The following is a 12,133-nucleotide window of genomic DNA, read 5'->3' as shown; positions in this document are numbered from 1 at the left end:
CACCACCCTATTCGGTAGACGATCATGTGCCCGCTCGGCGCGTGCGAACGCGCTCGGGTCCGGTGGCGGCTGGCCCCCGTTACGCTGGGGTGCATGGCATTACGGACCGTTTTCACGGACCTGCTGGGTGTCAGGCATCCGATCGTGTCCGCGCCGATGGGTGGTATCGCGGGCGGGGCGTTGGCTGCCGCGGTGTCCGAGGGTGGCGGGCTCGGGTTGGTCGGGGGTGGCCGATCCGATGCGGAGTGGGTTGAGCGCGAGTTGCGGATTGTCGCCGAGCGCACCGAAAAGCCTTGGGGGATTGGTTTTCTGGCGTGGGGGACGACGCTGCCGGTGGTGGAGTCAGCGCTGCGGTATCGGCCGCGGGCGGTCATGGTGTCGTTCGGGGATGCGCGGCCCTTCATCGCACCGATCAGGGATTCCGGTGCGATGTTGATGATTCAAGTGACGGATATGGCCGAGGCCGAGCGGGCGGTGGAGTTCGGGGCGGATGTGATTGTGGCGCAGGGGACCGAGAGCGGTGGGCATGGGGCGCGGCGGGGGCGGTCGACGTTGACGTTTGTGCCTGCCGTGATCGATCGGGTCGCGCCGATTCCGGTGCTCGCGGCGGGTGGGATCGCGGATGGGCGGGGATTGGCGGCCGCGTTGGCGTTGGGGGCCGCGGGGGCGTTGATCGGGACGCGGTTCCAGGCGAGCCTCGAGGCGTTGGCGGAGCCGTTCGTCGGGAAGGCGCTGATCGAGGGGCGCGGTGAGCAGACCGAGCGCAGCGATCTGCTGGATATCGTGCGCGAGGTGGGCTGGCCGTCGGAGTACACCGCGCGCACGCTGCCGCATCCGATTCTCGAGAAATGGCGTGGCAGGGAAGGTGAACTCGCTCACGACGAGGCCGCCAAGCGGGCGTATCGCGAGGCTGTGGCACGCGGTGAGCTGCCGCCCGGACCGGTGTGGGCAAGCGAGGCAGTCGATCTCATCGACAGCCTGCAACCGGCCGCGGATCTGGTTCCGGCACTGGCAGCGGAGGCGGAGGCGGCGCTGAACCGTGCCACCGCAGGTCGTACGCGGGAATGACGGCCGCATCACCGTAGGATTCCCGGGTGACCTATGACGACTTCGACGGATTCGAGCATCTAGACACCTCCACCCTGCCGGAACGGCAGCAGCGAATCCTGTGCACCATTCGGGATTGGGTGCAGCGCCACGGGTATTCGCCGAGCACCCGGGAGATCGGTGATGCCGTCGGATTGAAGTCTGGTTCGTCGGTTTCGCGGCATTTGCGCGAATTGGAGGAGCGCGGATTTCTCAAGCGCAGCGAATCGGTCACCCGGCCCATGGATGTGCGGCTGTTCCTGAAGGCGTCCGCACCGCAGCGGCAGCAGGACGAGAACTCGGTGCCGGTGCCCGTTGTCGGCGATATCGCGGCCGGAACCCCGATCCTGGCCGAGGAGCACACCGATGACGTGCTCTCCCTCCCACGCGAACTGGTCGGTCGCGGAACCGTCTTCGGCCTGCGGGTTCGCGGCGATTCCATGGTCGACGCCGCCATCTGCGACGGGGATATCGTGGTGGTGCGCAAGCAGCAGGAGGCGCACACCGGCGAGATCGTGGCGGCCATGATCGAGGGCGAGGCCACGGTCAAGGTTTACCGCCGCACCGGTGGCCATGTATACCTGGAACCGCGCAACCCGGCCTATCCGGTGATCGATGGCGACAAGGCCCAGGTCCTGGGTAAGGTCGTCTCGGTCATGCGCCGGGTCTGAGCGTCTGGCATGATGACGCCCGTTATCACCTTCCATCCCCCGGGAGTATCGAATGTCGTTGCTGCGCAAGGCCAGTATGGGCCTCGCCGTTACGTCGATGGCCGCGATGGGCACCGTGGCCGCCGGACCCGCTTCCGCGGCGGACGCGGAGCCGGGCTTCACCGCCACCTCCGGTGACCTGTACGGCGCGTTGGCGCTGTCCAAGAGCACTGGAAATGTCGCCTATGCCGTGAATTACGGCAACTGGGACACCGCGGACGGCGCCGCCGTCGAGAAGTGCGGTGGCGGCGATTGTGCCGTCGTCGTGCACTTCGCCAATGCCTGCGGTGCGGTCGCCCAGGGCGCCGACACCCGCTTCGGCTGGGCCTGGGCCCCGTCGAAGTCGGAGGCGGAATCCTCGGCCATCAATGTGCTCGGCAAGAGCGCCCCGTCCTTCCCGGACACGGGCTCCTCCTCGCCGCGCCAGGCCAAGATCATTCTGTCGGCCTGCACCGACAACGCCAGCTGACAAGCTGTCGATCGTCGCAGGCAAGCCGTCGAGCATCTCAGCGCCGCACCGGATTCGTCCGGTGTGGCGCTGATTTGTTTGCCGGAAGCCGTTTCCCAGCAACATCACCGCCTCGGCGGGGATGATTTCCCGGTGGACGACATCACCTACGAGGACACCCGGTTCGCCCTGCACGCCGCGGCCGAACTGCTGATCGCCGGTCCGCAGTACCGCCGCTTCGGCAGCATCCGCATGCGGATCGTGCTGGGCGGCTTCACCGGCATGAAATGGCCGGTGTCGGTCACGGGCACCGATCTGGTCTGGCCGCAGGGCCGCATCCGGCTGCACGGCACCTACAGTGACCTCGCCGCGACCGCCGGTTTCGAGGCCGACGCCCCGCCCGCGGGCCTGTACTCCGACGGCACCCGCATGGACCCGGACGAGCCCTTCACCGTCGACACCGATGCCGCCATCGCCGTGCACGACTGGTTCGCGGTGGGGGACACCGCATTACGCCGCTTCGCCGCCGAACAGCCGGTGCTGTGGCCGGAGCATTTCGATCTGTCCGTGGCCGTCGACGAGGTCAACTACGGTGTCTCGCCCGGAGATTGGGACCACCCGCAGCCCTACGCCTACGTGGGTCCGTGGACGCGGCGGCACGGTGAGTTCTGGAATGTGTCGTTCGGGGCCATGCGGCCGCGCACCGAGGTGCCGACGGTGGAGAGCCTGCTGGAATTCTTCCGTGAGGGGAGAGCGCATGCGGCGCACGACAATTGACGGCTCTGCCTCAATCGACGGCGCTGCGTCAGTGCACCCGTGTCTTGGCCACGTCGCCGTTCTCGGTGCCCAGAATGAGGGTCCGGGTGTCGTCCGGGTTCACCGCGACCGAGGTCAGTGGCTCGATGCTCAGCAGTGTGCAGCTGGTGTGCGCGATCGGGTCGGCACGCACGAGCTGCCCGGTGCCGGTAGCGATGTAGAGCGCGCCGTCCGCGCCGATCGCCAGATCGTCGGGTAGCAGCGGCGGGCTGAGCGGGGCGGGAGCCAGGTCGACGGCGACCGAGGTCAGCCCGGGATCGGCGATCGGCATGGCGACCACGCGTGCGGTCGAACTCTCCAGCAGGGTCACGTAGAGGACATCGCCGTCCGCGACGACGCCGTCGGCGCCGGAGCCCATGGCCGCCAGCGCGTTTCGGGCGCGCTCGGTCCAGTCGGCGTCGACGGTCCCGTCCGCATGGATGCGCTCAACGGTGTTCGTGCTGGTATCGGCGACGTAGAGGTTCCCGTCGCGGTCGAAGGCGGCGCCATTGGCCTGCCCGAGTCCGGAGACGAAGACCTCGGGCTGCGGTGCGGGGGCCTCGGGGTCGAACCGGACCACGCCGCCCTGCTTCGCGGCTCCGGCGATCGGTGAATTGCCGTATGTCACATAGAGCAGGCCATCCGACCCCAGGCGAACCGCGCCCGGGCCCGTCACGGGCACACTGGCCACCAGCCGGCCGTCGTGGTCATAGCGCTCGACCACATTGCGGAGGCTTCGCGCGATCCAGATATCACCGCGCTGTCCGAACGCGAGGTTCTCCGACCAGTCGAGTAAGGGCGCGCGAGTGGGTAATCCCATCGCGACCTTCGCGGTGGAGCAGGATTCAGCGGTCGTGGCGGGACTGTCGGCGGCGGCCGGACCCGCGAGCGTGGTGGCGGCGGCCAGCAGCGCCCCGATTACCGCACCGATGGCCCGAGCTCTGGAGTCCGATTGCGGCACAGCTGTTCCCGGTCTCGGATCCGGCATCGAGATGTTTCCCTTCGGTGGGGCGATGATCAACCGGTAGCGTAAACCGCCTGGTCTACTCCGGCAATGCGTTGGCGCCGGTGGTGTCGCGCACGCCGCGGAGCAGCGTTTCGACGTCCTCTCACCGCTTGGTGGCGCGATGGGCCCGGACGCGTTCGCGATTGCCGCACGAGGCCGACGAACACCAGCGGCGGGGCTTGCCGCCGGTGGGTGTGACGAACACGGTGCCGCAGGTATCGGCCTCGCACTGATGTAGTCGATCCCGCTCGGGACCGGTGAGCAGGTCGATGGCATCGCGGGCGATCAGGCTGAGCGCCTGGCCGGGGGAGAGTACGGCGCAATCGAGATGGAAGCCGTTCCGCTTGTCCCAGAGGAGTTTTCGTGGCGCCTCCGGGCGTGCGGCGAGGTCATTCACCGAGGTGAGCGCGGTCGAAGCGGGTGCCCGATCGGATGCCGCCGCCTCGACCAGCTCGTAGACGGCCTCGCGTAGAGCTCGCGCGGCCGCGAGATCGCGCTCGCCGCAGTCCTCGATCTCCAGCTCGTGCGCGCCGAGCCAGGCGCGCCAGGCCTCGACATCGGGCAGCCGCTCGATCGGCGTCCCCGTGAACCGTTTGCCGACCGTCGCCACCAGATCGAGGCTGATGTGCTCGGTGATCGCCACGATCCCACCTCCATGTAATGGGTTGACACGTTACAGCATACCGGCGTAGTAATGATTCGAACCATTACTTCGCGGATTCGGAGCTCCTCCAATGCCTTTCGCACGCGTGACCATCGCCAACCCCGACGTCCCCGCCGACACCCAGGCGGCCCTGGCCGCAGACATCACCGCCCTGCTGGAGAAGGACCTGCTCAAGGAACCCGAAGTCACCGTGGTCCAGATCAATCTGGTTCCGGCCGACCGCTGGTTCGTGGCCACCGCCCGCCCCGTCGAGGCGACCGGCGCCCACCTCGAGGTGAGCATCACCGCGGGCACCAATACGGCCCAGGAGAAAGCGGCCTTCATCGAACACGCCTACGCGGTGCTCGCCGACCGCCTCGGCCCGCTGCCCGCGGCCGCCTACGTCGCCCTCTACGAGCTCGACGGCGAAAGCTACGGCTACAACGGCGTCACCCAGCTGGCCCGCCGCCGCCTCGATCCCGCCGAGAAGGATTGAGCCGGAGGCTCTTACGGGTGGGTGGGTAGCGGCTCGGTCGAGTTGTCCGCCAGCGCCGCTTCGACATTGGCGATTCCGGCCCGCACACCCATCCCGTAGCCGTCCTCGGCCAGATCGACCAGACTGGCGCGCGCCGAATCCAGATGCCGCCGCGCAGTCTCGAAAGCGCCCAGGCGGCGGTAGTTGTCCGCCAGGTTGAGGTGCAGCGACGGATAGAAACCGCGCACACTCAGCCCGGCGTGATGAGCCTGTGCCCGTTCGTCGGTCAGCGAATCAGCGGCATCGAGAGCACGAATGTCCCACGTGAGCGCATCCGCCGCATGCTCTTCCAGATCCGCCAGAAAATGCGCCAGCGAAACCCGATGCAGCGGATCACCGCCCGCGCCGATGGTCGCCCACAGCGCCGTCAACCGCTCCCGCGCCGCCGCCGTATCCCCTTGTCGGCCAAGGGTTACGGCGTCATTGATGGCGATCATGGTCTTGTCGACGGCGGTCATGACATCGACGGTAGACCCGGGGTCCGACAACTAGCGTGGCCGCTCCCGGTGCGAGCCCCGACGAGGCGGGGCCATTCGACGCCTATCGGCCGTTTATTCATCACGGGTACGCATTCGGCATCACCGACAAGCGAGCGGGGGCATTCGGCGATGACCAGTCAGACGATCGGTTGGGTCCAGTTGGCGGTTGTGTTCGCCGCCCTCCTGCTTCGCCTCTTCGCCATGGGCTGGGTGTTCGTGCTGTTCGCCGCGTTCTCGTTCGGCACATTGCCCGTACTGGCATTCGGTCCGCTGATCCTGACCGGCTTCTTCGGCGGCCAATGCACCCATCCGGCCGTCTTGGCCGCTGACGGCTTCCTCCTACTGAGCGCCTCGACCTTTCCCGACACCACCGACGTGGAAGGTGAAGTGCTCGTACCGCTACTGGCGATCATCCGCTGGGACGCGCACCTGGACGACAGCGGCCCAACAGCCAAGATCCTCTTCATCCTCGGATACCTCGGCATACTCGGATACCTCGCGAGCCTGCTCGCCGCGTGGCTGTGCTGAGCACACAGCAACTCTGAAAGGCGATGTGCGACAGGGCGGCACCGGTGAAACGGGCCAGCAAATAGGTCCGGCCACCCGGCATAGCGGCCTTCGCCTATCGACAAGTGATTCGCCGTTGATCCAGCCGTTGAACTGAGGAACACGTGGCCCCTGATACTGTCGGCCAGTTTGGCGACTCCGAGCAGCCCGCGAGCCTCGGTGAGCGGTGCTTTGCCGGGCGACGGTCTGGCACGGTCGCCGGTTAGCGGGAGGGTCGGCCGTGCCGTCCGTCTCCGGCAATGCGGCCGCGGCGGATGAGATCTCGCTTGGTGCCGGGGCCGAGAGTGACCTGCTCGTCCTCGCCGGAGATCGCCTCATCGGGATTGGGCCGCACGAACAGCGTGACGGTGGTGCCCTCGGTGAAGCCGTTCTTGCGCATCATTCCGGCCGAGGCGGAGTTGTGCAGCTCCACATCGGTGACGATGCGCCGCGCGCCGTGCTTGAAAAGCAGGTCGCAGCAGGCGGTCATGAGTTTGCCTGCGACACCGCGCCCCTGCATGTCGGGCGAGACCGCGATCCACTCCAGGTACGCCCAGTCCTCGCGCAGCTCGAATTCCATGGAGGCCAGCACGAATCCGACCACCCGATCCGAGTCCACCGCCACCCAGCACGACTTCCCGGCACTGTCGAGGTGCTCGGCCACCGAGGTCAGCGACCATGAGGTGTAGGGCTTGGCGTGGGTGTCGAACACCTGGTAGCCGAGGTCGATGACCTGACGCAGGTGGCCGAGGCCCATGGGGACGATGGCGATATCGGGTTGGATGGATATGTCGGATTCCATGCCCGACAGTTTGCCAGCTGGGTGCTGGTTGGCCGGGGACCCGTGGCTGGCGATGCCGCGCGAGTGGCGTGGTATCAGGGCGTTGGGAATGGCGTGGTCTCAGGCGCCCTTGCGGGTCTGCTTGGCCGGGGCCTTCTTCGCGGCGGCCTTCTTGGCGGGCTTCTTCTCGGCGGTGGCCTTGCTCGCCTTGGCGGCCTTCGCAGGCGCGGCCGGTGCTGTGCCGGCCTTGCGACCGGAGGCTTCCAGACTCCGCTGCAAGGCGGCCACCAGGTCCACGACTTCGGCATCCATCTCCGGCGCGGCCGCTTCGGGCGCCCGGGTCACCTTGCTGGAACCGCTGGCGATCGCCTCGTCGAGCAGCTTCTTCAACTCGATCTGGTACTCGTCCACGTACAGGCTCGGATCGAAATCATCCGACAGCGTGTCGACCAGTGTCTCCGCCATCTGCAGTTCCTGCTTCTTGGGCTCGGCGACATCATCGAGCTTGTCGAAGGCCACCGACCGCACCTCGTCGGGCCACAGCAGCGTCTGCAACACCAGCACCCCGTCGCGCACCCGCAGCGCGCCCAGCCGGGTCTTCTGCCGCAGCGTGAAATGCACCAGCGCCACCCGGTCCACCCGCTCGAGCGTCTTCGCCAGCAGCACATAGGCTTTCGGCGTCGTCGAATCGGGTTCCAGATAGTAGCTCTTGTCGAACAGAATCGGATCGATCTGCTCCGACGGCACGAATTGCAACACTGGAATTTCGTGCTTCTCCGCCGCCGGAAGCTTGGCGAAATCCTCGTCGGTCAAAATCACCCGGTCCCCGTCCGGGGACTCATAAGCGCGATCGATATCGGAATACTGCACCGGCTGCCCATCCACCGTGCACACCCGCTCGTACTTGATCCGCCCGCCGTCCACGGCGTGGACCTGGTGAAACTTGATGTCGTGATCTTCCGTGGCGGTGTAAACCTTCACGGGAACATTGACCAATCCGAACGCGATGGAGCCCTTCCAAATGGACCGCATGGCCCCGATACTACGACGAATCGGAGATTTCGCCCGGTAACCGACCGAACAGTTACCAGTGCTGCCAATGCAGGACACGGTCGCGGGGGACGCGCACCGCGGGTTTGAAATCGGTGCCGAGCGTATAGGCCAGGGGCAGGAAGGCCGCGAGCATCACATCGTCATAGGGCACGCCGAGGATTGCCGACCGTTACCGGACGCCGTCGAACACCCGCGACATGGTGCCCGGCTGAACATTCATCCGCACCAGATCGTCCTGGGTCAGGGGCGCTGCCTCGCCGTGTGCGAGGGCCCGCCTAAAGACCTCGGCCACCTCGCGCCGCTGCGCCGCCTCGGTCACCACCAGAAAATGCCACCGCTGCCGGTTGCGTCCGGTCGGCGCCCCACTCGGATCATTACAACGTAGGACCGTTGATCATCTACTGTCAAACAATCTGCCTGGAGATGGTCTGGTACGGAACCAGACCGGGTTGTCGGGCAAATAGCGTGCACATGGCGGGATCGGCGGGTGACACTGGAGCGATGGGGAGTCGCGGTAGGGAGCGGACCTTCGACCGGCTGACCAGGCTGGTCGCCGCGGGGCTGGGCACCACGGATCTGATCGACGAGGCCGGGGTGCTGCTGGCCACCGCCGTTCCGCACGACTGCGGGTGCTGGCACACCACCGATCCGGACACGCTGATCGAGACCGGGTTCCGGGCGCACCATATGCCGCCGCCGGATGCGGAGGTGGCGCGGTTCGCCTACCTGCCGGACGACTTCAATTCCTTCGTGCGGCTGGCGGGTGCGCAGCGGCGGGCCGGGGTGTTGACCGAGGCCACCGAGGGGCGACTGGAACGCAGCGTCCGGTATCGGGAACTGCTGCGGCCCAACAATATTCGGGGAGAGCTGCGGGTCGCGCTGGTGGCCGACGGGATGTGCTGGGGGAATATCTCGCTGTTCCGGGGGACCCCGCACGACTTCACCGCGGATGAGGCGGAGTTCGCGCATCAGGTGGCGGGCGTGCTCGGACAGGGGCTGCGCACCGCCGGGGTGCGGGCGCGCGCCGCGGTGGACGGCGGCACGGCGTGGCCGGGCGTGCTGGTCCTGGGCGCGAGCGGAGAGGTCATCGCGGCGTCGGGGCCCGCACGGGCGTGGCTGGCCGAACTCGGCGCGCCGGGAGCACCGGATCTCGCGCCGCTGCCGTTCGCGGTGCTCGCGCTGGCGGAACGGGCCCGGATGGAGGGCCAGGCCGCCTCACGGGTGCTCGGGACCGGCGGACGCTGGGTGTCGCTGCACGCGTCCGCCACCGCCGTCGATGTGCGGCCCGCCGGGTTCGAGGTGAGTCTCGTTCTGCAACAGGCGAATCCGGGTGCGGTCGCGCCACTGCTGTACGCGGCGTTCGGGTTCACCGCGCGGGAGCGGGAAATCGTGGAGCTGGTGGTGCGCGGGTGCAGCACGGCCGAGGTGGCGGAGCGGCTGTTCATCTCCCCGCTGACGGTGCAGACCCATCTGACGTCGATCTTCGGCAAGGCCGGGGTGCGCAGCCGCCGCCAGCTCACCGGGCTGATCCACGCCGACGGTGCGGGCCTCGACTAGACAGTGCGGGCCTCGGCCGGATACCAGATTTCTGGTATGGGCCGGGCGGACCGCCGCCCATAGCGTTTCCAGCATGGAACTGAACGTGCTCGATCCGGCATTCCGGCCGGACTCCGACGAGGTCGTCGCCGCCCGCGCCGAGAGCTGGTACGCGCGCACCCCGATCGGCTTCGCGATTCTGCGGCACCGGGAGGCGACGGCCCTGCTGGCCGATCGCCGGGTGCGCTGGGGCGGGGTGGATTTCCTTGCCGCCCAGGGTATTACGTCGGGACCGGCGGTGGAGTGGATGGGATCGGTGCTGCCGAGCATCGAGGGACCGGCGCATACGCGCCTGCGGCGGCTGGTGAGCAAGGCGTTCACCCCGGCGGCCGTGGACCGGTTGCGACCGGACATGCGATCCATCGCTGAGGAGCTGATCGCGCCGCTGGCGCAGGCGGGCGAATGCGAGTTCATGGCCGAGTTCGCCGACCGGTATCCGGCCCGCGTCATCTGCGAATTACTGGGCGTGCCAACCGAACTCCGCGATCAGTTCCGCCGCCTGCCCAATGATATCGGCCTGATCTTCAGTGTGTCGGTGGCCGCCGAGCTGGATCGCATCGAAGCGGCGCTGGCGACGCTGCACGCCATCATCGACGAGCTGCTGGAACAGCGCCGGGCCACACCCGGCCCGGACCTGCTGACCGAGCTGCTCGCCGCCGAGGAGGCCGGGGACCGCCTCTCGCCCGCCGAATTGCGCACCATGACCAGCGCGCTGCTGTTCGCCGGTCAGGACACCACCCGCCAGCAGCTCGGGCTGGCCATGCGCACCTTCCTCGACCATCAGGACCAGTGGCGACTGCTGGCGGCCGACCCGGCGCTCGCGCCGCGGGCCGTGGCCGAGGTCATGCGGGTCGCGCCGTCGGTCAACACCATCTGGCGCGTCGCCGAGGAGACCTTCGACTTCGCGGGGCTCACCATCCCGGCGGGCAGCTTCCTCAATATTCTCGTCAATGCCGCGCACACCGATCCGGAGGTCTTCGGCGACAACGGCTTCGACATCACCGCGACGCGATCGGCCGCGCAGCTCGCCTTCGGCGGCGGCATCCACTTCTGCCTGGGCGCGCCGCTGGCCCGCGCCGAACTGGCCGAGGCACTGCCGATCCTGGCGCGTCGCGTGCCGGAATTCAGTGCCGCGGGCCCGATCGTGCACGGGCCGAACCTGGGTCCGGTCGGCCCGATCGAGCTGCCCCTGCGATTCGGCTAGCCGCGAATACTCCAGTCGTAGTTCGCGTTACACGATGTTGGCGTCGATGAGCAGGGTCCAGATCTCGCCTTGATCGACGACTTGCACGCCGAGCTTTTCGGCCTTGGTCAGTTTCGCCTCGCCGACTCCGGCGCCGGTGATGAGCATGTCGGTGTTGGCCGAGACCGAGGATGCCGCTGTGGCTCCGGCCCTCTCACACAGGCGCTGGAAGGTCGGACGGGCGACCTTCTCGCCCGAGCGCGGGTCGCTGATGGCGCCGGTGATCACGACGGTCTTGCCTTCGAGGGGTGCTCCGGCGGCGACGACCGGGGGTAGATCCTCGGTGCGGACGTCGAGGGAGACACCGTACTTGCGTAGGCGTTCGAGTTCGGGGCGCAGGCGGGTGAGGTGTGCGGCCAGCGACGCGGCGACCTTCGGCCCGATGTCGTCGACCTCGACCAGGCGGTCCTCGCCCGCGTCGGCGATCTCTTCCAGCGAGGCGAATCCGGCGCGGGCCAGGCGGGCGGCGGTGCCTTCGGAGGCCATCGGGATCGCCAGCCCGATGAGGGCGCGACGCAGGCCGACCTGGCGGCTGGCGTCGATGGATTCGATCATCCGGGTCGCGGATACCTCACCGACGCGGTCGAATTCGAGCAGTTGCTCCTTGGTGAGGGTGTAGAAGTCCGACGGGTTTTCCAGGATGCCGGCCTCGGCGAGGCGCTCGATCCACTTCTGCCCGACGGCGTCGATATCGGCCGCCGCACGCGAGGCCCAGTGGATGAGCCGTCGCACGGTTTGGGCGGGGCAGGACACGTTGGTGCAGAACAGTTCCCGGCTGTTGCCCTCCTCGGTCACCGGCTGCCCGCACGACGGACAGGTCGCGGGTGCGACGATGTCGACCTCGGCCCCGGTGCGCGCGGCGGCGTCGAGCACGCCCGCGACGAACGGGATGACATCGCCGGCGCGGCGCACCAGGACGGTGTCGCCGATCTTGATGTCGCGGGCGCGGATGACTTCCTGATTGGCGAGGGTGGCCTTGGTGACTGTGGTGCCTCCGACGAACACCGGCTCCAGCCACGCCACCGGCACGATCTTGCCGGTTTTGCCGACGTCCCAGATGACTTCGCGCAGCAGGGTGGTCTTCTCCTCGGCGGCGAATTTGAACGCCAGCGCGCCGCGCGGGGAGTTGGAGCGGGTGCCGGCGGCGGCGTAGGCATCGCGGTCGGCCAGTCGCAGGACCGCGCCGTCGAGGTCGTAATCGAGTGCGGCCCT

General features: G+C 68.0%; 15 protein-coding genes. 8 read left to right on the top strand and 7 right to left on the bottom strand.

Annotated elements, in window-relative coordinates; genetic code table 11:
• Positions 1 to 93 precede the first annotated feature (93 nt).
• From ON43_RS18840 to ON43_RS18825, 4 genes are all read left to right on the top strand, one after another.
• Entirely contained in the window at positions 94 to 1,068 is a 975-nt protein-coding gene (locus ON43_RS18840; protein WP_040809358.1) for an NAD(P)H-dependent flavin oxidoreductase, read from the top strand.
• Between the two features lie 26 nt (positions 1,069 to 1,094).
• Positions 1,095 to 1,757: a transcriptional repressor LexA gene (gene lexA / locus ON43_RS18835; RefSeq protein WP_040809270.1), complete on the top strand. Its 663-nt coding sequence runs from the start codon at positions 1,095 to 1,097 to the stop codon at positions 1,755 to 1,757.
• 52 nt (positions 1,758 to 1,809) lie between these two features.
• Positions 1,810 to 2,265, top strand: a complete 456-nt coding sequence (locus ON43_RS18830; protein ID WP_040809268.1) for a DUF4189 domain-containing protein — start codon at positions 1,810 to 1,812, stop codon at positions 2,263 to 2,265.
• Between the two features lie 132 nt (positions 2,266 to 2,397).
• Positions 2,398 to 3,021, top strand: a complete 624-nt coding sequence (locus ON43_RS18825; RefSeq protein WP_051178689.1) for a hypothetical protein — start codon at positions 2,398 to 2,400, stop codon at positions 3,019 to 3,021.
• Between the two features lie 28 nt (positions 3,022 to 3,049).
• Here the strand turns inward: ON43_RS18825 and ON43_RS18820 are convergent, their stop codons facing one another.
• Together ON43_RS18820 and ON43_RS18815 are read right to left on the bottom strand one after the other, a co-directional pair.
• The gene (locus ON43_RS18820) at positions 3,050 to 4,000 is read right to left on the bottom strand and encodes an NHL repeat-containing protein (protein ID WP_051178675.1); all 951 of its coding nucleotides are present in this window, start codon (positions 3,998 to 4,000) and stop codon (positions 3,050 to 3,052) included.
• A 148-nt stretch (positions 4,001 to 4,148) separates the two neighbouring features.
• Entirely contained in the window at positions 4,149 to 4,688 is a 540-nt protein-coding gene (locus ON43_RS18815) for a CGNR zinc finger domain-containing protein (protein ID WP_051178673.1), read from the bottom strand.
• Between the two features lie 91 nt (positions 4,689 to 4,779).
• Between ON43_RS18815 and ON43_RS18810 the strand changes: the two genes are divergently transcribed.
• Positions 4,780 to 5,184 (top strand): tautomerase family protein, encoded by a 405-nt coding sequence (locus ON43_RS18810; RefSeq protein ID WP_040809264.1) that lies wholly within the window; start codon positions 4,780 to 4,782, stop codon positions 5,182 to 5,184.
• 11 nt (positions 5,185 to 5,195) lie between these two features.
• Here the strand turns inward: ON43_RS18810 and ON43_RS18805 are convergent, their stop codons facing one another.
• Positions 5,196 to 5,681 (bottom strand): hypothetical protein, encoded by a 486-nt coding sequence (locus ON43_RS18805; protein WP_040809262.1) that lies wholly within the window; start codon positions 5,679 to 5,681, stop codon positions 5,196 to 5,198.
• A 150-nt stretch (positions 5,682 to 5,831) separates the two neighbouring features.
• On the opposite strand from ON43_RS18805, the gene ON43_RS18800 reads away from it, so the two are divergent.
• On the top strand, positions 5,832 to 6,230 hold the full coding sequence (locus ON43_RS18800) for a hypothetical protein (protein WP_040809260.1): 399 nt from the start codon (positions 5,832 to 5,834) through the stop codon (positions 6,228 to 6,230).
• Positions 6,231 to 6,471: 241 nt separating this feature from the next.
• On the opposite strand, the gene ON43_RS18795 is transcribed toward ON43_RS18800, so the two are convergent.
• The 3 genes from ON43_RS18795 to ON43_RS45575 form a co-directional block, all read right to left on the bottom strand.
• On the bottom strand, positions 6,472 to 7,050 hold the full coding sequence (locus ON43_RS18795) for a GNAT family N-acetyltransferase (protein WP_040809258.1): 579 nt from the start codon (positions 7,048 to 7,050) through the stop codon (positions 6,472 to 6,474).
• 99 nt (positions 7,051 to 7,149) lie between these two features.
• Positions 7,150 to 8,061, bottom strand: coding sequence for a non-homologous end joining protein Ku (gene ku / locus ON43_RS18790; RefSeq protein WP_040809256.1), 912 nt, complete (start codon positions 8,059 to 8,061; stop codon positions 7,150 to 7,152).
• 190 nt (positions 8,062 to 8,251) lie between these two features.
• Positions 8,252 to 8,401 carry a hypothetical protein gene (locus tag ON43_RS45575; protein ID WP_167333444.1) on the bottom strand — a complete coding sequence of 50 codons (150 nt, stop codon included), beginning with the start codon at positions 8,399 to 8,401 and terminating at the stop codon, positions 8,252 to 8,254.
• Positions 8,402 to 8,583: 182 nt separating this feature from the next.
• Between ON43_RS45575 and ON43_RS18785 the strand changes: the two genes are divergently transcribed.
• Together ON43_RS18785 and ON43_RS18780 are read left to right on the top strand one after the other, a co-directional pair.
• Positions 8,584 to 9,639, top strand: a complete 1,056-nt coding sequence (locus ON43_RS18785; protein ID WP_051178672.1) for a helix-turn-helix transcriptional regulator — start codon at positions 8,584 to 8,586, stop codon at positions 9,637 to 9,639.
• A gap of 73 nt (positions 9,640 to 9,712) precedes the next feature.
• Positions 9,713 to 10,882 carry a cytochrome P450 gene (locus tag ON43_RS18780; protein ID WP_040809254.1) on the top strand — a complete coding sequence of 390 codons (1,170 nt, stop codon included), beginning with the start codon at positions 9,713 to 9,715 and terminating at the stop codon, positions 10,880 to 10,882.
• A 27-nt stretch (positions 10,883 to 10,909) separates the two neighbouring features.
• On the opposite strand, the gene ligA is transcribed toward ON43_RS18780, so the two are convergent.
• Positions 10,910 to 12,133, bottom strand: a 1,224-nt coding sequence (gene ligA, locus ON43_RS18775) for an NAD-dependent DNA ligase LigA (RefSeq protein WP_040809252.1), incomplete at its 5' end; no start/stop codon positions are given.

This window comes from Nocardia concava NBRC 100430 (assembly GCF_000308815.1).
GTDB classification, from domain to species: Bacteria; Actinomycetota; Actinomycetes; order Mycobacteriales; family Mycobacteriaceae; genus Nocardia; species Nocardia concava.
The sequence above is the reverse complement of the archived record's forward strand: the minus strand, read 5'-3'. Positions and strand labels throughout refer to the sequence as shown.